This window comes from Streptomyces sp. MspMP-M5, from assembly GCF_000373585.1.
Classification (GTDB): domain Bacteria; phylum Actinomycetota; class Actinomycetes; order Streptomycetales; family Streptomycetaceae; genus Streptomyces.
Window position 1 is genome coordinate 181,470 of record NZ_KB891853.1, and the last position, 21,545, is coordinate 203,014.

Below are 21,545 nucleotides of genomic sequence, written 5' to 3' on the forward strand. Positions count from 1 at the left end.
TACCCATGGGTTCCCAGGCGGTGGACGGGCCGGGAACACCACGCGGCAAGGGTGTACGGAGCCCGTACCGGGGCGCGCGAAGCCGTTCCGCGCCCCGGCGCGCGCACCGCTCGCGCTCAGCCCGCCCGGCCGCCGCGCGCCAGCACCCGGGCGAGCGCCGCGACGACCGCGGGCTCATGGTCCCGGGCGGTGGCCAGCCGCAGCCGTTCCAGGGCGCGCAGCCGCCCGGCGGGCCCGGCGGCGGCCGCCACGAGGTCGTCGTAGGCGTTGACGGTGCGGACGATACGGGCGGTGACCGGCTGTTCGCGGTACGGATCGGCCTGCCGCTCGACGATCACCGCGACCTCCGGCGGGGCGCCGGTCTGCCGGGCCACGGCGCCGCCCAGCAGCGCGATCCGGCGCTGTTCGGCGGGCGGCAGCGGTGCGGTGGCACCGTCCGGCACCGGGTCGACGAGCGAGAGCTGGCCGATGTCGTGCATCAGGGCGGCGTGTTCCAGGACGTCCAAGTCCGGGCCGCCGAGCCCGAGTTCACGGCCGACCTCGCGGCTGAGCGCGGCGACCCGGCGGGCGTGGCCGGGCGGGGTGCAGCCGGCGATCTCGGTGGCACGGGCCAGGGAGGCGATGGTCTGGCGGTAGGTGGCGCGCACCGCCGCGTACCGGCGGAAGGCGATCTGGGTGAGCAGCAGCGGCAGGCAGAACACCGGCAGCGCCCACAGCCCGGCGGCGGCCACGGCCAGCGCGATCACCACGCCGGTGGCGCAGATGGCGGTGCCGATGCCGGACAGCGCCCGCAACTCGTCGCGCAGCAGCGGCCCGTACGGCCAGCCGGTCCGGGCCCGGGCCAGCGCGGCCGCCAGCACCGCGTCGCACAGCGCGGTGAGCGCCAGCAGGACGGCCAGCCAGAGCAGGCGGAGCGGGCCGGCGGCTCCCCAGCCGTCCAACGCGCCGGTGTGGCACAGGGGTTGGCAGCAGGTGGCGGCGAACCCGACGGTCAGCACCCGGCGGGCCGGCGGGTCCCACGCCGGCCCGCCGCCGCGCGCCAGATACGGGACCAGTCCGACGAGCCCGGCGGCCACCACCACCGCCACGGTCTGCGGGACCCCGTGCCCGGCCGGGCCGCCGCCGGCCGCGTCGAGCAGCGCATAGCCGAGCGCCCCGGCGGCGCCGAGCGGGGCGCCCTCCCGCAGGCCGGGGCACGGCGCCGCCGCGGCCGGGCGGGCGGGGATCCGGCGCACCGCCTCGCCGGCCGCGATCAGCGCCCCGAAGGCCAGCGCGGTGCGCGGCGCGGTGATCCCGTGCCACAGGGTGTGGCCCAGGCCCCAGCAGGCGAGTACGGCGGCCGGCCCGTGCACCCAGGCGGTCGCGCGGCGGCTCATCGGGCGGCGCCGCGGCCCGCGCCCGGCCGCCGGACCCGGGCCGGAGGGACGTTTCCGCGCCCCGCCGGGACCGGATCCGGTGCCCGCTGCCCGCCCGCGGTCACCTGCTCCGGCCGCCAGCCGTGCCGGTCGAGGGCGGCGGCGAGCGCCCGGACCATCCGCGGGTCGAACTGGGTCCCGGCGCACCGGCGGAGCTCGGCGACCGCGGCGGGGACCGGGCGGGCGCGCCGGTAGGAGCGGGTGGAGGTCATCGCGTCGAAGGCGTCGGCGACCGCCACCACCCGTGCGCACTCCGGAATTTGATGTCCGGTCAGGCCATAGGGGTAGCCGCTGCCGTCCATCCGCTCGTGGTGGTGGAGGATCGCCGCCCGCGCCTCGCCCAGGAAGCCGATACCGCGGACGATCTCATGGCCGTACTCGGGGTGCAGCTCGATGACCCGGCGCTCCTCCGGGGTCAGCGGCCCGTCCTTGCGCAACACCCGGGTGGGGACGCCGAGTTTGCCGACGTCGTGCAGGATCCCGGCGAACCGCAGCACCTCCAGCCGGTCCTCCGCCATGCCCAGTTCCCGGGCGATCAGCACCGAGGCCCGGCCGACCCGTTCACTGTGCCCGCGGGTGTAGCGGTCCTTGATGTCGACGGCCTGCACCAGGGCGCGGACGGTGGCCTGGTGCGCGGCGCGTTCGCGCTGGTACTGCGCGGACGCCCAGCAGGACAGGTGCACCGGCAGCAGCACCAGCAGCGCCGCCGGCGGCCCGTACGCGCTGTGCCAGAGCACCGCCATCATCAGCCCGGTCAGGCCGTGGACGAGGTGCGGGACCGGCAGCCGGGCCGCCGGGCCGCGCCAGGCGGTGTGCGCCGGATGCCGTTCGGCGAGGACCAGCACCCCGCCGCGGAGCCCGATCAGCACGGCGCAGAAGGCACCGGCCGCGGCCAGCGCCGGCACCAGCAGCTGCGGGAAGGGGGCCGCGGCCGGTGCGGCGGGGCCGGCGGCCCGGAAGACTTGGGCGGCCGTCCAGGCGGCGAGGGCGAGTTCGGCGGTGTGCCAGACCCGGCGGGCGGCCGGCCAGGGCCGGGCGGCGGGGGCGAGCAGGGCGCCCGGTACGGCGGCCAGGGCGGCCAGCGGCGGCGGCAGCAGGAAGGATCCGGCAAGAACGACGGGGGTGGCCCAGCCCGGGGGAAACGTCCCGGGCGCGGGGTCGGGGCCGGTGTCGCGCCGCACGGGGCCGTCGGTCAGCGGACAGCGGCGCATCCGCTCGCACAGGCCGTGGAGGGCGCCGAGGGCCAGCGCGCCGGTCCAGGGGGCGGCGGCGCCGAGCCGGACCGCGGGGGCCGCGCAGAACGCCGCGGCCAGGGCGGCACAGCCGATGAACAGCCGCGCGGCCGCCGGAAGTTCCCGCATCGCGCCCTCCTCGCCCTCCCCGAGCCGTCGCTGGGCGGGGAGGCCCCCAGCCCGACGCACCCGCCGTCACGGCGGGAGGCCGCGCACCGCGGGGGTCCGGCGAGAATAGAGGGGCCGGGGCGCCGGAGAAGGCGCATCAGCGGATCGAGTGGGACGGATCGCCCCGCCCCTCACTCCGAGGAGTGAGGGAACCGCGCGCCCGTTCGACGCGTGGGCGCGCCGCCGCACGGAGACGGAGCCGTGCGGGCGCCTACTCGGCGTGCGCGGTGTTGCCGGCCGTACCGGCCGCGTCGGCCTTCGAGGGCGCTCCGGCGGCGTCCCGGGCCTCCGCCGCCCGCTCCCGCTGGGCCTGTTCGTGCCGGGCCTGGTCCAGGACGCTCACCTCGGGCACGGTCTCGCCGGCCCGGATCAGCTCGATCCGGCCCATGACCTTGGACCGGAGGTCCGCGGGCACGTCGTCGTGTCCGCAGCAGCGCTTGACGAGCTTCTTGACCGCCTGCTCCAGGCCGTACTTCTCCAGGCACGGCGAGCACTCGTCGAGATGGACCTGGAAATCGGCGCACTCCCCGGCCGGCATCTCCCGGTCGAGATACTCGTAAAGGTGGTCAAGGACCTCTGAGCAGTCCTTCTCGTGCGGCTCTCCGCAGCTCATGATCCTGAGCCTTTCCGGTCGTGCGACTCCGGCGTCCCCGCGGTCTCCGTCTGGGCGGACGCCCCCGCCGGGACCAGCCCGCGCTCGCGGGCGTAGTCCTCCAGCATGCCGCGCAGTTGGCGCCGGCCGCGGTGGAGACGGGACATCACCGTGCCGATGGGTGTCCCCATGATGTCCGCGATCTCCTTGTACGCAAAGCCCTCGACGTCCGCGAGATAGACGGCGATCCGGAACTCCTCGGGGATCGCCTGGAGCGCGGCCTTCACGTCCGAGTCGGGGAGGTGGTCCAGCGCCTGCGACTCGGCGGAGCGCAGACCCGTCGACATATGGGACTCGGCGCGGGCGAGCTGCCAGTCCTCGATCTCGTCGGCGGCGCTGCGCTGCGGCTCACGCTGCTTCTTGCGGTAGGAGTTGATGAAGGTGTTGGTGAGGATCCGGTAGAGCCATGCCTTGAGGTTGGTGCCCTCGCGGAACTGGTGGAAGGACGCGTACGCCTTGGCATACGTCTCCTGCACCAGGTCCTCCGCGTCGGCCGGATTGCGCGTCATGCGCAGGCCGGCGGAGTACATCTGGTCGAGGAAGACGAGGGCGTCCCGCTCGAAGCGCGCGCTGCGCTCGGCGTCGCTCTCCGTCCGGCCTCCGGTCTGCTCCGCAGCCGAGCCGTCGGTACCTGCGTCGGTTCCGGTGACCGGACCCACCTCCTCCAACACCGTGGCGGATCCCGCGGCTGCCGCCGCGGTCCCTCTCGATTCGGAGAATAGACGACGATCCGGTGCCGCCGCCGCTCCAGCCAGGGCTGACTGCGCCCCCTGCATCTGCGGCCACTGCAGGTCGGTGGCCGGGCGGGCCGGGCAAGCGATTCCCATGCGGCGGACTCCCATTCCTCGTGCACGCTGGCTGTACTCCACTGCCTTCGCCTGGCACAACAGCGGCGCCGGTCCGGATCATTCCCGGCCGGGCAGGCCATTTCCGCGCACGTCCGGGCCGCTCGTGTCCGCGCCGCTCGCCGGGCCCCTCGACGCCGTCAGCAGAACATCCCGTCCAGCCACGCCACCACCGCGCCGGTGAGCACCGCCATCGACTCCGCCTCGCTCACCCCCGCCGACTTCGGCACCGCGAAGCCGTGGTCGCCGTGGGCCACCTCGGTGAGCACGGTGCCCGCGGGGAACTCCGCCGGCCGCCCGAACGGGTCCCGCCCGCCCTGGACGACCAGGGTCGGCACCCCGGCGCCGGTCAGCTCCCCGGCCCGGGACTTCTCCGGCTTCCCCGGCGGGTGCAGCGGGAAGCTCAGCGCGAGCACGGCGTGCGCGCCCAGCTCGCGCGCCGTCCGGCAGGCCACCCGGGCACCGGCGCTCCGGCCGCCCGCGACCACCGGCAGGCCGGGCTTCTCCAGCGCCGGCCAGAGCGCGGTCCACCCGGCGTCCAGCGTCTTCGGCGCGGGCGCCACCTTCTTGCCGGCGACCCGCCACGGCTGCTCGACCAGCGCCACGGTGTAGCCGCGGGCCGGCAGCGCGGCCGCCAGGGCGCGCAGGTCGCGGGCCTCGATGCCGCCGCCCGCGCCGTGGCTCACGGCGACCACGGCCCGGGCCGGCTCGGCGTCGCGGTACCAGGAGATCCGGGCCTCGCCCGCCGGCGTCGCGACCGTCTCGCTCTCGTTCGCCCTCGTACTCATACGCCCATCCTGCCCGGGGCGGGCCGGGGCCGGCAGCGCGGCCCGCCCGGCCGGTCAGAACAGCGTGCCGACCTCGGGTCCGTCGAGTTCGGTGACCAGCTCCGGCCCGTTGTTGCGGACGTTGCTGACGCCGGTGGGGACCGGGAAGGCCCGCATCAGCCCGGGCGGCGGCGGGGCCAGCAGCGCGCGGAGCTCGTCGGGGTCGGTGCGGGAGGGGTCGAGCCAGGCGTCCCAGCGGTCCGGCGGCAGCACCAGCGGCATCCGCGGGTGGATGTCGGCGAGCGCCCGCGGGCCCTCGCCGCCGTCGGCCCCGGCCAGCGGGGTGGTCTCGGCCTCGACGGTGACGACCGTGCAGGTCGCCCACCAGGCCAGCGGGTGGTCGGCGGGCAGCGTGCGGTCGCGCCAGAACTCGTAGAGCCCGGCCATCGCCATCACCGAGCCGTCCGCGGGCGTGACGAAGTACGGCTGTTTACGGGGGCGCTTCCTCCGGCCCTGCTCCTCCAGCTGCCGCTCGTCGGCGCCGGTGACCCACTCGAAGTAGCCGTCCCCGGGGATCAGGCAGCGGCGGGCCCCGAACGCCTGCCGGAAGGACGGCTTCTCGTGCACCGTCTCGGACCGGGCGTTGATCATCCGCGCGGCGCCCTCGGGCGATTTCGCCCACGACGGGACCAGTCCCCACCTGAGCGTCCGCAGCTGACGCACCGGGCCGGGCGGGAAGGAGGCGGCGGCCGCGCCCTTGAGGGGGCGTTCCAGTACGACCCGGACGCTGTCGGTCGGGGCGATGTTCCAGTTGGGCGCCAACGTCTCGGCCGGCTCCCAGTGCTGGACACCGAAATCCTCCACCAGTTCCTCGGCCTGTCGGCTCGCCGCATACCTACCGCACATGCATGCCACACTGCCATGCACGCCGAAGGGAGACGCGGAGAGCATGGACACCCACCACTACACCGACGTCTGGGACCGGGTCTTCTCGGCCCAGCCCGGCCCGTCGCTCTGGCTGGTGATCGTCACCGGCGTGCTGGCCCTGGGCGCGGTCGTCCCGCACACCGCCTGGCGGCTGTCGCGGAACGCCGTCACCATCGCGCACGAGGGCGGCCACGGGCTGATCGCCCTGCTGACCGGCCGCCGCCTGGACGGCATCCGGCTGCACTCGGACACCTCGGGTCTGACCGTCTCGCGCGGCAAACCGCACGGTCTGGGCATGGTCCTGACCGCCGCGGCCGGCTATCTCGCCCCCTCACTGCTCGGTCTGGCGGGCGCCGCGCTGCTGGCCGCCGGGCACACCACGGCGCTGCTGTGGGGGGCCACCGCGCTGCTGCTGGCGATGCTGGTGATGATCCGCAACGCCTATGGCGTGCTCACCGTCGTGCTGGCGGGCGGCACCTTCCTCCTGGTGTCGTGGCTGACGGCACCCGAGGTGCAGGCGGGGTTCGCGTACGCGGTGGTGTGGTTCCTGCTGCTGGGCGGGGTGCGGCCGCCGTTCGAACTCCAGGGGAAGCGGCGGCGCGGCGGAGCAGTGGATTCGGACCCGGACCAGCTCGCGCGGCTCACCCATGTCCCGGCCGGTGTCTGGCTCGGCTTCTTCCATGTGGTGACGGTGTGCTCCCTGATGGGCGGCGGTCGCTGGCTGCTCGGCATATGAGGAGCGGATGTCCGGACCGGTGGCATCCGGTAACCCACATTCCGTATGTCGGTGTGGCCCCTGTTGCCCCGGAGAGGCCCACTGCCTGCGGTTGCACCACGAGAGCCGTGTTTCGCACAGGTTGCGCCGCTTTTGATCAAGATCGGCACCCTTGTCCAGCCATTAAAGTAAGGGCATGACCGAGAGCCCCGCCCTCCCCGCCCTGTGGCCTGCCCCCGTCGCCCCCGGGGCGGTCCATGCGACCGTCACCGTGCCCGGCTCCAAATCGGTCACGAACCGCGGCCTGGTCCTGGCCGCCCTGTCCTCCGAACCGGGCTGGCTGCGCCGCCCGCTGCGCTCCCGGGACACCCTGCTGATGGCCGAGGCGCTGCGCGCCCTGGGCGTCGGCATCGAGGAGACCGCCTCCTCCAGCTCCGCCGGCACCTCCGGCGGCGAGGCGTGGCGGATCATCCCCGCCGGCCTGCACGGCCCGGCCACCGTCGACGTGGGCAACGCCGGCACGGTCATGCGCTTCCTCCCGCCGGTCGCCGCGCTCGCCGACGGCCCGATCCGCTTCGACGGCGACCCGCGCTCCTACGAGCGCCCGCTGGGCGGCGTCATCGACGCGCTGCGCGCCCTGGGCGCCCGGATCGACGACGACAACCGCGGCGCGCTGCCGATGACGGTGTTCGGCGGCGGCGCCCTGGAGGGCGGCGCGGTGGAGATCGACGCCTCCTCGTCCTCCCAGTTCGTCAGCGCCCTGCTGCTGTCCGCGCCGCGCTTCAACCAAGGTGTCGAGGTCCGGCACGTCGGCGCGGCGCTGCCCTCGATGCCGCACATCCGGATGACCGTCGACATGCTGCGCAGCGTCGGCGCCCAGGTGGACACCCCCGAGGCGGGCGGCGAGCCGAACGTCTGGCGGGTCACCCCCGGCGCCCTGCTCGGCCGCGACCTGGTCGTCGAGCCGGACCTCTCCAACGCCCAGCCGTTCCTGGCCGCGGCGCTGGTCACCGGCGGCCGGGTCACCATCCCGGACTGGCCCGAGCACACCACCCAGCCCGGCGACGCGCTGCGCGAGATCTTCACGGCCATGGGCGGCTCCTGCGAGCTGACCGAGGACGGCCTGACCCTCACCGGCAGCGGCCGGATCCACGGCATCGACGTCGATCTCGGCGAGGTCGGCGAGCTGACCCCGGGCATCGCCGCGGTCGCCGCGCTCGCCGACTCGCCCTCCACGCTGCGCGGGGTGGCGCACCTGCGGCTGCACGAGACCGACCGGCTGGCCGCGCTCACCAAGGAGCTCAACGAACTCGGCGGCGACGTCACCGAGACCGCCGACGGCCTGCACATCCGGCCCCGTCCGCTGCACGGCGGGATCTTCCACACCTACGAGGACCACCGGCTGGCCACCGCCGCCGCGGTCATCGGCCTGGCCGTCGAGGGCGTGGAGGTGGAGAACGTCGCCACCACCGCCAAGACCCTGCCCGACTTCCCCGCACTGTGGACGGAGATGCTCGATCCGGCGTCCGCCCCCGCCCGGAGAGCGTGAGGGCCGCCGCACCATGCGCCGCTACGGCAAGAACCCCGATGAGGACGACGTCCGCGTCCGGCCCAACCGCAAGGGCAACCGGCCGCGGACGAACATCCGCCCCAAGCACGAGGACGCCCGCGAGGGCCTGGTCCTGACCGTCGACCGGGGCCGTCTGACGTGCCTGATCGACGACCGCAAGGTCACCGCGATGAAGGCCCGCGAGCTGGGCCGCAAGAGCGCCGTGGTCGGCGACCGGGTCGCGGTGGTCGGCGACCTCAGCGGCGCCAGGGACACCCTGGCCCGGATAGTCCGGGTCGAGCCGCGCAGCTCCACGCTGCGCCGGACCGCCGACGACACCGACCCGTACGAGCGGGTGGTGGTCGCCAACGCCGACCAGCTCGCCATCGTCACCGCGCTCGCCGACCCCGAGCCGCGGCCCCGGCTGATCGACCGCTGCCTGGTCGCCGCCTACGACGCCGGGCTGGACCCGCTGCTGGTGCTGACCAAGTCCGACCTGGCCGCACCGGACGCGCTGCTGGAGTCCTACGGCGCGCTCGGCGTGCCGTACGTCGTCACCAACCGCGAGGAGCTGGCCGACGGCAGCGCCGCGGAGCGGGTCCGGGAGCAGCTGACCGGCCGGATGACGGCGTTCGTGGGGCACTCCGGGGTGGGCAAGACGACCCTGGTCAACGCCCTGGTGCCGGAGCGCCGCCGGGCCACCGGCCACGTCAACGCGGTCACCGGCCGCGGCCGGCACACCACCACGTCGGCGCTGGCCCTGCCGCTGCCCGGCGACGCCGGCTGGGTCATCGACACCCCGGGCGTGCGGTCCTTCGGGCTGGCCCACATCGATCCGTCCCGGGTCATCCACGCCTTCCCGGACCTGGAGCCCGGCACCGCCGAGTGCCCCCGGGCGTGCAGTCACGACGAGCCGGACTGCGCGCTGGACGCGTGGGTGGCCGGCGGGCACGCCGAACCGGCCCGCCTGTATTCCCTGCGCCGGCTGCTGTCCACCCGTGAGCGACGCGAGGGCGACTGATCGGGCCAATCCCCCTGCCGCCCGTCCGGGGCACGGGCATAATCACCTTCACACCGGGACCGGTCCCCTCCGGTCCCCTCCGGTCCGATCCGGTCGTGACAGGTCGCCCGGCTGAAGCAGTCACCGAGCTGACGGAGGCAATGGGAAATGGCGTGGCTGCTGGTCGTGGTGGCGGGTCTGCTGGAGACCGGCTTCGCGGTCTGCCTCAAGCTCTCGCACGGCTTCACCCGCCTCTACCCGACCCTCGCCTTCGCGGCCTTCGCCCTGGGCAGCTTCGGCCTGCTGACGATGGCGCTGCGCAAGCTCGACGTCGGCCCGGCGTACGCGGTCTGGACCGGCATCGGCGCGGCCGGCACCGCGATCTACGGCATGGTCTTCCTCGGCGACCTGGTCTCCACGCTGAAGATCGTCTCCATCACGCTGGTGATCGTCGGGGTGATCGGGCTCCAGTTGTCCGGCTCGGCGCACTGACGCCCCCGGGGCGCCCGCACCGCCCGTGAGCCCGGCGAAGGCGCCCCGCACCAGCCGGGCGACCTCCTCGCTCTCGGCCTCCGTCCCCCGCCGCCGGCTCCGCTGCCGGGGCACCGCCATGCGCACGTCGGCCGGCGGCCGCACCGCGGCGGGCTCCACCGGGGCGACCACACACGACAGCGCCAGACGGGCCGCGGTCTCGCAGGCGGCGTCCAGGGCGGGCAGTTCCTCCCGGGGCCGGCCGGGCGCCAGCGCCGCCACCGCCCGGTCGCGGAACCGGCCGAGCAGTTCGGCGGGCCCGTCCTGACCGGCCGGCAGCCGGTCCCCCCAGCATCCCGTCAACGCGGCCCTGACCAGCGGGTTCGTCCGCGCGCTCCGCAGCGTCCAGGCGGCCGCGGCGGCGACCCGGGCGCCCTCGTCGGCCGCCGCGCCGGCAGTGTCGGCGGCCAGCGCCCGCTCCACCCCGGCCAGATACGTCTCGGTCTCCCGGCGGACGAGGGCGTGGGCCAGCCCCTCCTTGCTGCCGAACTCGTTGTAGAGCGTCTGCCGGGACACCCCGGCGGCGGCCGCCACCTCCACCATCCGGACTGCCGTCCAGGACCGGGTGAGCAGCGCCGCGTACGCCGCGTCCAGCAGGGCCTCGCGCACCGAGGGCATCGGCCACCTCCTGGCTCCACTTGAACAGTGGCCCAGATCACAGAATTGACGCGCCGTCAGGGACTGTCAAGGCCCGCTCGGGCACCCCGGGACGGCTCGGCGGCGGCCCCGGCCGACATCCGCCGGAGACCACCCGGAGGCCACGGCATGGCCCTGTGGCTCCCGTGCATACCAGTGGATACTGTTCGCACATGCCCGACTATCACGATGATCTCCGCCTGGCGCACGTCCTGGCGGACGCCGCCGACGCCGCCACCATGGAACGGTTCAAGGCCCTCGACCTCAAGGTGGAGACCAAACCGGACATGACCCCGGTCAGCGAGGCGGACAAGTCCGCCGAGGAGCTGATCCGCGCCCAGCTGCAGCGCGCCCGGCCGCGGGACGCGGTGCTGGGCGAGGAGTTCGGCAGCGAGGGCTCGGGGCCGCGCCGCTGGATCATCGATCCGATCGACGGCACCAAGAACTACGTCCGCGGGGTGCCGGTGTGGGCGACCCTGATCGCCCTGATGGAGCGCGGCGAGGGCGGCGACCGGCCGGTGGTCGGGCTCGTCTCCGCCCCCGCGCTGAACCGCCGCTGGTGGGCCGCCGAGGGCCTGGGCGCCTTCACCGGCCGCAGCCTGACCTCCGCGGCCCGGCTGCACGCCTCCGAGGTCGGCCGCATCCAGGACGCGTCGTTCGCCTACTCCTCGCTGACCGGCTGGGAGGAGCGCGGCCGACTCTCCGGCTTCCTCGACCTGTCCCGCGACTGCTGGCGGACCCGGGCCTACGGCGACTTCTGGCCCTACATGATGGTCGCCGAGGGGACGGTCGACATCTGCGCGGAGCCGGAGCTGTCGCTGTGGGACATGGCGGCCTGCGCGGTGATCGTCCAGGAGGCCGGCGGGCGCTTCACCGGTCTGGACGGCCGGCCCGGTCCGCACAGCGGCAACGCCGCGGCCTCCAACGGCCTGCTCCACGAGGACCTGCTGGCCTACCTCGGCGACGACCGGAGCTGACCACCACCGGGCGAAAAACGGCCGCCCGGCCCGCCGCACAACCCCGCCGACCTGCACAGGGGCAGATGTTCGGACTGGCGTCCAGCATCTGCCCCTTGTTGTGCGACCGGGGGCATGTGAACATGAGAACCCCCCAGTTTGTGAACTTGTGAATCATTTCGCAATTTCACGCACGTCCAAGGAGGTGGCTCACCTTCATGCCCATGCTCGTCAAAGACGCCATGAGCACGATGGTCCTCACCATCGGGCCGGCTCACACCCTCCGCCAGGCGGCGCGACTGATGGCGGCCCGCCGCATCGGCGCGGCCGTGGTCCTCGACAGCGACACCTACGGCATCGGCATCCTCACCGAGCGCGACATCCTCGACTCCCTCGGCGCGGGCGAGAACCCCGACCGGGAGACCGCCCAGAGCCACACCACCACCGACGTCGTCTTCGCGACCCCGAACTGGACCCTGGACGAGGCGGCGGGCGCCATGGTGCGCGGCGGCTTCCGCCACCTCGTCGTCCTCGACGACCGCGAACCGGTCGGCATCGTCTCGGTCCGCGACATCATGCGCTGCTGGTCCGACGTCTCCGAACGGACACCGGCGGCGGCGTGACCGCTCCCCGGGGCGCCCGCGCGGGCGTACCGGCGGGCAGGCGCACAGAGAGGCCGGAGCCCCTTGGCATCCGGCCTCTCCGGCCTTTACGGCAGCGCCAGTTGAGCAACCCCCACGGAGATCAACCACCTCCGCGAAAGCGGCGCCGGCTCAGGCGCGAAGAAGAGCCTGGACGGCAGCCTCCAGTCGCTTGCCGTAGTCCGCGTCCGCCTTGCGGAAGTTCTCGATCGCGCGCTGGGCGATCTCGTCGCGGGAGACCTTGGCGAGGAAGCCCGCCAGGTTGTCGATCAGGCGCTGCTGCTCCGCGTCCGACATCAGGCGGTAGAGGTTGCCCGCCTGGACGAAGTCGTCGTCCTCGGCGTGCGAGGGCGCCGCGGTCTCGCCGGTGTCACCGGTGACCGGGAGCGGCTGCCACAGCGGCCGGCCGGTCTGGGCCGGGCCGCCGAAGCTGTTGGGCTCGTAGTTCTTCTGTCGTCCGTGGCGGCCGTCGTAGAGCGCGCCGTCCCGGCCGTGGCTGCGCGCCTCGGTGGCGTGCGGGCGGTTGACCGGCAGGTGGTCGGCGTTGATGCCGACGCGGTAGCGGTGGGCGTCGCCGTACGCGAAGAGGCGGCCCTGGAGCATCTTGTCGGGGGACGGGCCGATGCCCGGCACGAAGTGGTGCGGGGCGAAGACCGACTGCTCGACCTCGGCGAAGATGTTCTCCGGGTTGCGGTTGAGCTCCAGCTTGCCGATCTCGATCGGCGGGTAGTCCGCGTGCGGCCAGACTTTGGTCAGGTCGAACGGGTTGAAGCGGTAGCCGGCCGCCTCGGCCGCGGGCATGATCTGCACCTGGACGGTCCAGGTCGGGAAGTCGCCGCGCTCGATGGACTCGCGCAGGTCGCGCTGGTGGCTGTCCGGGTCCTCGCCGGCGAGCCGGTTGGCTTCGTCCTGGGTGAGGTTCCGGATGCCCTGGTCGGTCTTGAAGTGGTACTTGACCCAGAAGACCTCGCCCGCGTCGTTGTTCCACTGGAAGGTGTGCGAGCCGAAGCCGTCCATGTGACGGTACGAGGCGGGGATGCCGCGGTCGCCGAACAGCCAGGTCACCTGGTGGGTGGACTCGGGCGACAGGCCCCAGAAGTCCCAGACGTTGTCCGCCTCCTGCGAGCCGGTGTACGGGTCGCGCTTCTGGGTGTGGATGAAGTCGGGGAACTTGATGGCGTCCTTGATGAAGAACACCGGGGTGTTGTTGCCGACGAGGTCGTAGTTGCCCTCTTCGGTGTAGAACTTCAGCGCGAAGCCGCGCGGATCACGCACCGCGTCGGCCGCGCCGAGGCTGCCGGCGACGGTCGAGAACCGCAGGAACACCTCGGTCTGCTTGCCGATCTCGGAGAGGAACTTCGCGCGGGTGTACTTCGTCACGTCCGCGGTGACCGTGAAGGTGCCGTAGGCGCCGGCACCACGGGCGTGGACGATGCGCTCCGGTATGCGCTCGCGGTTGAAGTGCGCGAGCTTCTCGATCAGGAGCTGGTCCTGGATCAGTCCGGGGCCGCCGACGCCGGCCGTCTCGCTGTTCTGGTTGTCCGCGACCGGGGCTCCGGCCTCCGTGGTCAGCGGTCCGGTGGTGGTCTCTACCGACACGTGCGCCTCCTGATTTGTCCGTACACCTGCCCTTGGCCTTGCGCCGTACCCGATCCTACATTGGACATTGTCTAAGTCAAGAAGAGTCCGAAACCCGTACCCGATCCGGCGATGGACGACCGCTGCTACCCTGGTGACTATCTGACTGATAGGTGATTGGCATGAGTGACCTGCTGGAACGACTCCGGGGCCGCGGCTGGCGGCTGACCGCGCAGCGCCGCGTCGTCGCCGAGGTGCTGGACGGGGACCACGTCCACTACACCGCCGACGAGGTGCACGCCAAGGCGTCCGAACGGCTCCCCGAGATCTCCCGCGCGACGGTCTACAACACCCTGGGCGAGCTGGTCTCGCTCGGTGAGGTGATCGAGGTGAGCACCGACGGCCGCGCCAAGCGCTACGACCCCAACGCCCACCACGACCACCAGCACCTGGTCTGCTCGCGCTGCGGGACGATCCGCGATGTACACCTCCACGGCGACCCGCTCTCCGCGCTGCCCGAACCGGAGCGCTACGGCTTCCAGGTCTCCGAGGTCACCGTGACGTACCGGGGCATCTGCCCCAACTGCAGCGGTCAGTCCTGATCCGGGCCCCGGACCCCCGTCCGGGCCGCAGCCGACGCCACCAGCCCCCGCGGCCGCACTTACGGCCCGGGGGCTGCTGCCCTCGCCGCACGTCTGCCCGCCCGGATATGCCGAAGGCCCGGATCCTGAGGATCCGGGCCTTCGGTTTCAGTAGCGGGGACAGGATTTGAACCTGCGACCTCTGGGTTATGAGCCCAGCGAGCTACCGAGCTGCTCCACCCCGCGTCGTTGTGTCTCAACTCTAACCCCACGCCGACGACCAGCGCAAATTCGTTCCGGACGGCTCCGGACGGCCCGGGGCCCGGTCCAGTGGACCGGGCCCCGGGTGCCGGGATCAGTGCCCCCGGCCGGCCGTCATGCGCTCAGCTCCTCCTGGAGCGCCGTCCGCAGCCGGGCCGCCCGCTCCGCCACCTCGGGCGGGCCCAGCTCCACCGCCCGCGCACACCAGCGCTGGGCCTCCGTGAGCGCCCCGCGGCGGGCGGCGATCAGCGCCAGCCGCAGCGCCGCCCGGCCGTGGCCGCTCTCGGCGGCGCGCTGCCACCACAGGGCGGCCTCGGGCAGGCTGCCCTCGCGGGCCAGCAGCAGGCCGAGGTTGAAGGCGCCGTTGCGGCTGCCGGCCTCGGCGGCCGCGCGGTACCACGTCGCCGCCTCGACCGCGTCACCGCGGGCCGCCGCGAACATGCCAACCCGGACCTGGGCGCGGCGGTGCCCCTGCCGGGCCGCGCGCTCGTACCACTGCCGGCTCTCCTCGTCCTCGGACCGCTCGCCGTCCGCCTCCGCGGACCGCCGGTCGAGAAGATCGGCGAGCCGGAACGCCGCCTCGGTGCTGCCGCCGCCGGCCGCGCAGCGGAGGTTGCCCTCCGCTTCCCGGAGGTCGCCGTCGCGCAGCTGCGCTATGGCGACCTGGAGCGCCGCGTCGGTGTGCCCGGCGGCGGCCGCCCGCTCGTACCAGGAGCGCGCCAGCCGCTCCTCGCCGCGGCCGGTGAACAGGATGCCGAGGTTGAACGCGGCGTCCACGCTGCCCGCCTCGGCCGCCTTGGAGAACCACGGCTCGGCCCCGGACGCGTCGCCGCGCTGGAGCAGCAGGATGGCCAGCGCGTTGGCGGCCTCGCGGTGCCCGGCGTAGGCGGCGCGGCGGTACCACTGCTCGCCCCGGCCGGGCCGGCCCTGCTCGGTGCAGAGCAGGCCGAGGTTGTAGGCGCCGTTGACATCGCCGGCATCCAGGGCGGCGCGGTACCAGCGCTCGGCGGTCTGCGGCTCGCCGCGGTCCGCGTGCAGCGCGCCGAGGGCGTTGGCGGCGTTGCCGTCGCCGTCCTGGGCGGCCCGCCGCCACCACTCCGCGGCGCTCTCCTCGTCCCCGGCGTCGCGGAGCAGGAATCCCAGCGCGCAGGCGGCGCGGGCCTCGCCGTCCTTGGCCGCGGAGAGGTACCAGCGGCCGGCCTCCTGGACGTCGCCGCGCTCCTCCAGTAGCGCGCCGAGCTGGAGCGCGGCCCGCCGGTGCCCGCGGGCCGCGGCCTGGCGGTACCACTGCTCGACCTCGGCCTGCTGCTTCAGCTCCCCGTAGGCGGGCGTCGTGCGGCGGTCGGCGTCGCGGCCGTCCTCGATGAGCCGGGCGAGGCGGTAGGCGGCCTCGCGGTGGCCGCGCTCGGCGGCGGCCCGGAACCAGCGCTCGGCGCCGATGTCGCCGCGGTGCTCCAGGAGGTCGGCGAGGGCGTAGGCGCCCAGGCAGTGGCCGGACTCGGCGGACTGGCGCAGCCAGTACTCGGCAGCCGGCTCGTCGCCGCGCTCGCGGTAGTGGCGGCCCAGGGCGTGCGCGGCGGCGGCGGAGCCGGCGACGGCGGCGATCCGCCACCAGCCTGCGGCCTCCTCGGCGTAGCCCCGCTGGTGGAGGAGGACGCCGAGGTTGTTGGCCGCGGCCCGGTCACCGGCGGCGGCCGCGGAACGAAGGTGCGGCTCGGCGCCGTCGAGGTCGGCGCGGCGCAGCAGCATCGCCCCCAGCGCGCTCATGGCGGCGGCGTCGCCCGCCTCGGCGGCGCGGCGGTAGCCGGACTCGGTCACCGCGTCGGACGCCTCGGCCGTGCCGTCGGCCTCCATCGCGTCCATCGACATTTCGGAATCGCGCCCGTCGTCGGGCGCCTGCACAAACCGGTCCGTCTCCAACAACCTTGCCTTGTCCCCCATAAGAACCATCGTCGCATCACCTGTAACCCGCGTACACCTGGTATACCGCAGCCAGTGAGGTCACTTCAGCGGTTTGTCGACTTCCCGACACGGCGACATGCCAAACTCAAGCACACAGCTTTCCCACATGGGTTGTCCGACCCGCCCCTGATCAGCTTTGACCCGAACGCATGACGAAGGCCCGGATTCAAGGAATCCGGGCCTTGGTCTTCAGTAGCGGGGACAGGATTTGAACCTGCGACCTCTGGGTTATGAGCCCAGCGAGCTACCGAGCTGCTCCACCCCGCGTCGTTGTGACTCCAACGTATCACGTCGCGGGGACCGCGGTTGACACCCGGCCCCCGTGGCCGCCGGTTCACGCCGGCGGCCACCGGGCCACGGGGTCCGCGCCGGCGGCTCAGCCGCCCGACTTGCCGCCCTTCTCGGACGCCTTGGCCGCCTGGTCCAGCGCGGCCTTCAGCTTCTTCTGGGCCTCGCCGTACGCGGCCCAGTCGCCGGCCACCCGCGCCTTCTCGCCCTCGTCGTACGCCTTCTCGGCGTCCGCCAGGGCCTGCTGCACGGTCTTGTCGGCCGGCGGCGGCTGCTCACCGGTCTGCCCGCCGCCGGGCGGCGGGTTCTGCGAGCCGGTGCTCGGCGCCTTCTTGCCGAAGACCACGTCGAGCGCGTCCTTGAGGCTGTTCTCCAGGACCGGCTTGTTGTCGCCGTAGCTCACCAACACCTTCTTCAGGAGCGGGTAGTTGGTGTTGGCGCCGCGCAGATAGACCGGTTCGACGTAGAGCAGACCGCCGTTGAGGGGCACCGTCAGCAGGTTGCCGTACTCGATCTCCGAGTCGCCGAACTTCTTGAGGATGTTGAGCTCGTTGGCGATCGTGGGGTCGGAGTTGAACTTCGACTGGGCCAGCTGCGGGCCCGGCACCGGTGTCTGCGCGGGCAGCTTCAGCAGTCTGATCCGGCCGTAGTCGCGGCTCGTCGCGTCCGCGTCGACCGCCATGAAGGCGCCCAGGTTGTCCTTCTTGTTGGGCGTGAAGGTCGTCGTCAGCGAGAACGCCTGGTCCTTCTGGTCGGGCATCTTCATGCTGAGGTAGTACGGCGGCACCGCGTTGCCCGACTTGGTGGTCGGGTCGCTGGGGATCTGCCAGCGCTCCGAACCGGTGTAGAAGGTGCCCGGGTCGGTGACGTGGTACGTGGTCAGCAGCTGGCGCTGCACCTTGAACAGGTCCTGCGGGTACCGCAGGTGGGACAGCAGGTCCGGGCTGATCTCGCTCTTCTTCTCGACCGTGCCGGGGAACGCCTTCATCCAGGTCTTGAGGACCGGGTCCTTGTCGTCCCACTGGTAGAGCTTGACCGTGCCGTCGTACGCGTCGACCGTGGCCTTGACGGAGTTGCGGATGTAGTTGACCTGGTTCTGCTGGGCCACCACCGCGCGCTGGCCGTTGGTGAGCGAGTCGGCGGTGCTGTCCCCGAGGGTGGTGCGCGAGGCGTACGGGTAGCCGTTGCTGGTGGTGTACGCGTCCACGATCCACTGGATCCGGCCGTTGATCACTGCCGGGTAGGCGTCGCCGTCGATGGTCAGCCAGGGGGCGACGGACTCGACGCGCTCCTTGGGCGTGCGGTTGTACAGGATCCGCGACTTGTCCCCGATGGCGCCGGAGTAGAGGATCTGCGGCTCCCCGAACGCCACCGCGTAGGCGGCGCGGTTGATCGGGTTGGACAGGCTCACCCCACTCTTGCCCTGGTAGCGGTAGCCCTTCTCGCCGCTGTCGTCGGAGTAGTCCAGCTCCTTCTGCGGCCCGCCCACGATGGAGTACTGGGTGGTCTTCTCGCCGTAGTAGACACGCTGTTCGTACGTCGGGAGCTGGCCCTTGGTCGGCAGGTCGGACTCGGTGTACTGCGGGCCGCCGCCGTCGGCGGTCTCGGTGCCCTTGGCGGTGACCGCGCCGTAGCCGTGGGTGTACTTGAAGTGGTCGTTGATCCAGTTGCGCTCGGGGATGCCGGCGATGTTCAGCTCGCGCAGGCCGATGACGGTGTCCTGCTCCTTGCCGTCCTTGTCCTTGTACCGGTCGACGTCCAGGGTGGACGGGAACTGGTAGTAGGACCGCACCTGCTGCTGTTGCTGGAAGGCCGGCGAGACCACGTTCGGGTCGAGCAGCCGCATGCTGGCGGTGCTGTCGGCCTCGTCGCGCAGCCGCTGGGCGTCCTCCTTGGAGGCCGGCTTGTAGTTGCCCTTGTAGGGCGTCACCTCGGAGTCCTGGATGCCGTACGCGTCCCGGGTCGCCTTGATGTTCTTGTTGATGTACGGCGCTTCCTTGGCCTGCTCGTTCGGCTGGACCTGGAACTTCTGGACGATCGCCGGGTACAGCCCGCCGATCAGGACGGCGGAGAGCACCATCAGGCCGAAGCCGATCACCGGCAGCTGCCAGGTGCGCCGCCACAGGGTGGCGAAGAACAGCACCGCGCAGATCGCCGCGATGAAGAACAGGATGGTCTTCGCCGGCAGGTAGGCGTTGGCGTCGACGTAGCGCAGGCCGGTCCAGTTGTCGGCCGACTTCAGGCCGCTGGACTTCACCGCGAGGCCGTACCGGTCGAGCCAGTACGCGACCGCCTTCAGGGAGACGAAGATGCCCAGCAGCACCGAGAGGTGACCGGTGGCCGCGGCGGTCGCCCGCGAGCCGGGGCTGGTCAGCCGCAGCCCGCCGTAGAGGTAGTGGGTGAGCACGGCGGCCACCAGGGACAGCACCGCGCAGGCGAAGCCGAAGCTCAACAGGAAGCGGTACCACGGCAGATCGAAGGCGTAGAACGAGACGTCCTTGTGGAACTGCGGGTCCGTGGTGCCGAACGGGACGCCGTTGATCCACTGGAGCCACGTGCGCCACTCACCGGAGGCGGAGGCCCCGGCGATCAGCCCGATCACCGCCGTGATCGCGACCAGCGCCCACTTCTTGAACGGGGCGATGCCCATGCGGTAGCGGTCCAGGCTCTGCTGCTCCATGGACATCGCGCTGAGCGGCGGCCGCAGCCGGTGCGCCAGCCAGATGTTGACGCCGACGGCGACCGCCATCACGACGCCGAAGGAGAAGAAGAGCCCGATCTTGGTCCACAGGGTGGTGGTGAAGACCGACGAGAAGTGGACCGAGCGGTACCAGAGCCAGTCGGTCCAGAATCCCGAGAACATCACGAAGAGCATGGCCAGCACGGCCAGTACGCCCAACGTCATGAGCAGGGTCCTGAACCGCCGCGACGGTCGGCCGACTCTGATCCGTGGCCCGGAAGGGCCTCCGCCGCGGTCCGGCATCTGGAAAGCCAAGGTGCGCACCTCGAAGTTTGCTGTCGTGTGGAGAGCAGGCCCGGCGATACTAGGACCCAGTGATGCAACTTACGACGGCTTTACTCGGTTCCCGATTTCCGGGGTGTTCAAGGCACGATGTTGGGCATGACCAACCTCCCCGTTGACGGCACCCCCCTGGCCGCCGACCCGCTGACCCGCGCGGTACTCGAGATCGACGAGTACGCCGCCGGCCTCGGCTGGGACCAGCCCGCCCGTTTGTTCGCCCTCGTCGACACCGCGAAGCTCCGGGAACAGGAGCCCTCGCTCGCCGCCCAGCTGGGCATCGAGGAGTCCACCGACACCTCCCTGACCCCCATCGAACAGGACGAGATCCCGGCCGGCGCCCCGCTGGACGAGTTCCTCGCCACCATCGCCTGGCCCGACGCCGTGGTCGGCTGCGCGCTGACCGTGGAGCGCCTGATGCTGCCGCCGTCCGCCGAGGATGCCGAGCCGGCGGGCATGACCGAGCAGCAGCTCGCCAAGTGGGTCGCCGAGCACCCCGAGCGCCAGGAGGTGCGGATGACGGTGGCCGTCCTCCGGGACGGCTCCCGCGAGTCGGCGCTGCGGTTGCGCGCGAAGGACTCCACCTCCGAGGTGCTGACCGGCAGGTCGCTGGTCCCCGGCCTCGCGGACGCGCTGGCGGCCACCTTCGAGGAGGAGTAAGCGCGCGGCGGGCCGGCCGGGCCCGCCGCTCCCGCTCCTGCTTCCGCTACCGGCCTGCCGGGCTGCAACTCGGCAGGCCGGCCAGGTCGTTCGTGCGGATCTTCGCCAGCGCCCGCACCGCGTCCCCTATGGTGTCGACCTTGACCAGCCGGAGTCCGGCGGGGGTGTCCTTCGCGGCGGCCGCGCAGTTGTCCTTGGGCGTCAGGAAGAACTCCGCGCCCTTGTCCCGCGCGCCGATCGTCTTCATCGAAATGCCGCCGATCGGGCCGACCTTGCCCTGGTCGTCGATCGTGCCCGTGCCCGCCACGAACCGGCCGCCGGTCAGATTGCCGCCGGGGGTGAGCTTGTCCACGATGCCGAGCGCGAACATCAGCCCGGCGCTGGGGCCGCCGACGTCGGCGAGCTTCACGTCGATGGGGAACGGGAAGATGTGGTCCACCTGGGCCTGGATGCCCACGACCGCCCGGCCGCCGTCCGCCGCCGTGGTGAGCGCGACCTGCTTGCCGGGGCCCTCGGGCTCCTTGCCCTGCTTCTCCGCGGCGGCCGCCTCCTTGGCGGGGATGACGGTGAAGACCACCTTCTGCCCCGGCTTGTGCCGGGTGACGAACGCGGCCACGTCGCCGGCCTGCTGGACCTTCCTGCCGTCCACCGCCCTGATCACGTCGCCGGCGTGCAGCAGCCCGTCGGCCGGCTTGTCCTTGACGACGGCGCCCACGACGGTCTGACTGGCGACCGGGATGTGCAGCTGCCGGAGGGCGGCGGCCTTGGCGCTCTCCTGGGACTGGGTGAACTCCTCGGCGTTCTGCTGGTCGGCCTGCTGGGCCGTCTGCCCCTCGGGGTAGAGCGTGCGGTGCGGCACCACCGCGCTGCTCGGGTCCAGCCAGCCGTAGACCGCCTCGAGGAGGTTCATGCGGTAGTCCGGGCCGGTGACGCGGACCGTGGTCATGTTCAGATGGCCGGAGGTCTGGTACGTCTTCCGGCCGCCGCCGATCTGGAGGACGGGCTCGCCGTTGTGGTCACCGAGGGTGTTGACCGTCGGCCCCGGCGACATCTCGGCATACGGGACGGGAATCAGCACCCCGGCGCAGAGCAGCGCGATCAGCATCAGGGTCGAGGCGAGCAGCGTCGCGGTGCGGCGTGGCATGGAACGACAGTACGGGAC

At 72.9% G+C, this 21,545-nt stretch carries 18 protein-coding genes, 2 tRNA genes and 1 pseudogene; 8 read left to right on the forward strand and 13 right to left on the reverse strand.

The window, feature by feature from the left end:
• Positions 1 to 116 precede the first annotated feature (116 nt).
• The 6 genes from B073_RS0100830 to B073_RS0100855 all read right to left on the reverse strand — a co-directional run bounded on the left by B073_RS0100830 (position 117) and on the right by B073_RS0100855 (position 5,985).
• Positions 117 to 1,376, reverse strand: a complete 1,260-nt coding sequence (locus B073_RS0100830; RefSeq protein ID WP_037810632.1) for an HD-GYP domain-containing protein — start codon at positions 1,374 to 1,376, stop codon at positions 117 to 119.
• Positions 1,373 to 2,776, reverse strand: a complete 1,404-nt coding sequence (locus B073_RS0100835; RefSeq protein ID WP_018536196.1) for an HD-GYP domain-containing protein — start codon at positions 2,774 to 2,776, stop codon at positions 1,373 to 1,375. The genes B073_RS0100830 and B073_RS0100835 overlap by 4 nt, the downstream gene beginning before the upstream one ends.
• A gap of 250 nt (positions 2,777 to 3,026) precedes the next feature.
• On the reverse strand, positions 3,027 to 3,428 hold the full coding sequence (gene rsrA / locus B073_RS0100840; RefSeq protein ID WP_018536197.1) for a mycothiol system anti-sigma-R factor: 402 nt from the start codon (positions 3,426 to 3,428) through the stop codon (positions 3,027 to 3,029).
• Positions 3,425 to 4,126, reverse strand: a complete 702-nt coding sequence (locus B073_RS0100845; protein WP_026246921.1) for a sigma-70 family RNA polymerase sigma factor — start codon at positions 4,124 to 4,126, stop codon at positions 3,425 to 3,427. Before B073_RS0100845 ends, rsrA begins: the two co-directional genes overlap by 4 nt.
• A 326-nt stretch (positions 4,127 to 4,452) precedes the next feature.
• Positions 4,453 to 5,100, reverse strand: a complete 648-nt coding sequence (locus B073_RS0100850; RefSeq protein WP_018536199.1) for an alpha/beta family hydrolase — start codon at positions 5,098 to 5,100, stop codon at positions 4,453 to 4,455.
• A gap of 54 nt (positions 5,101 to 5,154) precedes the next feature.
• Positions 5,155 to 5,985, reverse strand: coding sequence for an SOS response-associated peptidase (locus B073_RS0100855; protein ID WP_026246922.1), 831 nt, complete (start codon positions 5,983 to 5,985; stop codon positions 5,155 to 5,157).
• A gap of 43 nt (positions 5,986 to 6,028) precedes the next feature.
• Between B073_RS0100855 and B073_RS0100860 the strand changes: the two genes are divergently transcribed.
• The 4 genes from B073_RS0100860 (at position 6,029) to B073_RS0100875 (ending at position 9,762) form a co-directional block, all read left to right on the forward strand.
• Complete coding sequence (locus B073_RS0100860; protein WP_018536201.1) at positions 6,029 to 6,742, forward strand: M50 family metallopeptidase; 714 nt, start codon at positions 6,029 to 6,031, stop codon at positions 6,740 to 6,742.
• Between the two features lie 175 nt (positions 6,743 to 6,917).
• Positions 6,918 to 8,270: a 3-phosphoshikimate 1-carboxyvinyltransferase gene (gene aroA, locus B073_RS0100865; protein ID WP_018536202.1), complete on the forward strand. Its 1,353-nt coding sequence runs from the start codon at positions 6,918 to 6,920 to the stop codon at positions 8,268 to 8,270.
• Between the two features lie 13 nt (positions 8,271 to 8,283).
• On the forward strand, positions 8,284 to 9,291 hold the full coding sequence (rsgA, locus tag B073_RS0100870; protein WP_018536203.1) for a ribosome small subunit-dependent GTPase A: 1,008 nt from the start codon (positions 8,284 to 8,286) through the stop codon (positions 9,289 to 9,291).
• A gap of 147 nt (positions 9,292 to 9,438) precedes the next feature.
• Positions 9,439 to 9,762, forward strand: a complete 324-nt coding sequence (locus B073_RS0100875; protein WP_018536204.1) for a DMT family transporter — start codon at positions 9,439 to 9,441, stop codon at positions 9,760 to 9,762.
• A 159-nt stretch (positions 9,763 to 9,921) separates the two neighbouring features.
• On the opposite strand, the pseudogene B073_RS43435 reads toward B073_RS0100875, so the two are convergent.
• Positions 9,922 to 10,419: pseudogene (locus tag B073_RS43435) on the reverse strand (TetR/AcrR family transcriptional regulator); the annotation flags it as partial.
• A gap of 191 nt (positions 10,420 to 10,610) precedes the next feature.
• Between B073_RS43435 and hisN the strand changes: the two are divergent.
• Together hisN and B073_RS0100890 are read left to right on the forward strand one after the other, a co-directional pair.
• Positions 10,611 to 11,414 (forward strand): histidinol-phosphatase, encoded by an 804-nt coding sequence (hisN, locus tag B073_RS0100885; protein ID WP_018536206.1) that lies wholly within the window; start codon positions 10,611 to 10,613, stop codon positions 11,412 to 11,414.
• Positions 11,415 to 11,617: 203 nt separating this feature from the next.
• Positions 11,618 to 12,016, forward strand: a complete 399-nt coding sequence (locus B073_RS0100890; RefSeq protein WP_018536207.1) for a cyclic nucleotide-binding/CBS domain-containing protein — start codon at positions 11,618 to 11,620, stop codon at positions 12,014 to 12,016.
• A 150-nt stretch (positions 12,017 to 12,166) separates the two neighbouring features.
• Here the strand turns inward: B073_RS0100890 and B073_RS0100895 are convergent, their stop codons facing one another.
• A complete protein-coding gene (locus tag B073_RS0100895) occupies positions 12,167 to 13,633 on the reverse strand; it encodes a catalase (protein ID WP_018536208.1) in 1,467 nt (488 codons plus the stop codon).
• Between the two features lie 161 nt (positions 13,634 to 13,794).
• Between B073_RS0100895 and B073_RS0100900 the strand changes: the two genes are divergently transcribed.
• The gene (locus B073_RS0100900) at positions 13,795 to 14,214 is read left to right on the forward strand and encodes a Fur family transcriptional regulator (RefSeq protein WP_018536209.1); all 420 of its coding nucleotides are present in this window, start codon (positions 13,795 to 13,797) and stop codon (positions 14,212 to 14,214) included.
• 151 nt (positions 14,215 to 14,365) lie between these two features.
• On the opposite strand, the gene B073_RS0100905 is transcribed toward B073_RS0100900, so the two are convergent.
• From B073_RS0100905 to B073_RS0100920, 4 genes are all read right to left on the reverse strand, one after another.
• Positions 14,366 to 14,439: transfer RNA gene (locus tag B073_RS0100905), tRNA-Met, on the reverse strand.
• Positions 14,440 to 14,568: 129 nt separating this feature from the next.
• A complete protein-coding gene (locus B073_RS0100910; protein ID WP_199788076.1) occupies positions 14,569 to 16,404 on the reverse strand; it encodes a tetratricopeptide repeat protein in 1,836 nt (611 codons plus the stop codon).
• A 205-nt stretch (positions 16,405 to 16,609) separates the two neighbouring features.
• Positions 16,610 to 16,683, reverse strand: a tRNA-Met gene (locus tag B073_RS0100915).
• Between the two features lie 109 nt (positions 16,684 to 16,792).
• Entirely contained in the window at positions 16,793 to 19,687 is a 2,895-nt protein-coding gene (locus tag B073_RS0100920; RefSeq protein WP_078507844.1) for a UPF0182 family protein, read from the reverse strand.
• Between the two features lie 138 nt (positions 19,688 to 19,825).
• Here B073_RS0100920 and B073_RS0100925 point away from each other — a divergent pair, with 138 nt between their 5' ends.
• Positions 19,826 to 20,383: a PPA1309 family protein gene (locus tag B073_RS0100925; RefSeq protein WP_018536212.1), complete on the forward strand. Its 558-nt coding sequence runs from the start codon at positions 19,826 to 19,828 to the stop codon at positions 20,381 to 20,383.
• A 46-nt stretch (positions 20,384 to 20,429) separates the two neighbouring features.
• Here B073_RS0100925 and B073_RS0100930 read toward each other — a convergent pair whose 3' ends face one another.
• Positions 20,430 to 21,527 (reverse strand): PDZ domain-containing protein, encoded by a 1,098-nt coding sequence (locus tag B073_RS0100930; protein ID WP_018536213.1) that lies wholly within the window; start codon positions 21,525 to 21,527, stop codon positions 20,430 to 20,432.
• Positions 21,528 to 21,545: the final 18 nt, after the last annotated feature.

What these genes read in the sequence shown, in the direction of transcription:
- B073_RS0100830 (WP_037810632.1), bottom strand. Translation starts at nt 1,376, where the DNA reads ATGAGCCGCCGCGCGACCGCCTGGGTGCACGGGCCGGCCGCCGTACTC.
- B073_RS0100835 (WP_018536196.1), bottom strand. Translation starts at nt 2,776, where the DNA reads ATGCGGGAACTTCCGGCGGCCGCGCGGCTGTTCATCGGCTGTGCCGCC.
- rsrA (WP_018536197.1), bottom strand. Translation starts at nt 3,428, where the DNA reads ATGAGCTGCGGAGAGCCGCACGAGAAGGACTGCTCAGAGGTCCTTGAC.
- B073_RS0100850 (WP_018536199.1), bottom strand. Translation starts at nt 5,100, where the DNA reads ATGAGTACGAGGGCGAACGAGAGCGAGACGGTCGCGACGCCGGCGGGC.
- B073_RS0100855 (WP_026246922.1), bottom strand. Translation starts at nt 5,985, where the DNA reads ATGTGCGGTAGGTATGCGGCGAGCCGACAGGCCGAGGAACTGGTGGAG.
- B073_RS0100860 (WP_018536201.1), top strand. Translation starts at nt 6,029, where the DNA reads ATGGACACCCACCACTACACCGACGTCTGGGACCGGGTCTTCTCGGCC.
- aroA (WP_018536202.1), top strand. Translation starts at nt 6,918, where the DNA reads ATGACCGAGAGCCCCGCCCTCCCCGCCCTGTGGCCTGCCCCCGTCGCC.
- rsgA (WP_018536203.1), top strand. Translation starts at nt 8,284, where the DNA reads ATGCGCCGCTACGGCAAGAACCCCGATGAGGACGACGTCCGCGTCCGG.
- B073_RS0100875 (WP_018536204.1), top strand. Translation starts at nt 9,439, where the DNA reads ATGGCGTGGCTGCTGGTCGTGGTGGCGGGTCTGCTGGAGACCGGCTTC.
- hisN (WP_018536206.1), top strand. Translation starts at nt 10,611, where the DNA reads ATGCCCGACTATCACGATGATCTCCGCCTGGCGCACGTCCTGGCGGAC.
- B073_RS0100890 (WP_018536207.1), top strand. Translation starts at nt 11,618, where the DNA reads ATGCTCGTCAAAGACGCCATGAGCACGATGGTCCTCACCATCGGGCCG.
- B073_RS0100900 (WP_018536209.1), top strand. Translation starts at nt 13,795, where the DNA reads ATGAGTGACCTGCTGGAACGACTCCGGGGCCGCGGCTGGCGGCTGACC.
- B073_RS0100910 (WP_199788076.1), bottom strand. Translation starts at nt 16,404, where the DNA reads ATGGTTCTTATGGGGGACAAGGCAAGGTTGTTGGAGACGGACCGGTTT.
- B073_RS0100920 (WP_078507844.1), bottom strand. Translation starts at nt 19,687, where the DNA reads ATGCCGGACCGCGGCGGAGGCCCTTCCGGGCCACGGATCAGAGTCGGC.
- B073_RS0100925 (WP_018536212.1), top strand. Translation starts at nt 19,826, where the DNA reads ATGACCAACCTCCCCGTTGACGGCACCCCCCTGGCCGCCGACCCGCTG.
- B073_RS0100930 (WP_018536213.1), bottom strand. Translation starts at nt 21,527, where the DNA reads ATGCCACGCCGCACCGCGACGCTGCTCGCCTCGACCCTGATGCTGATC.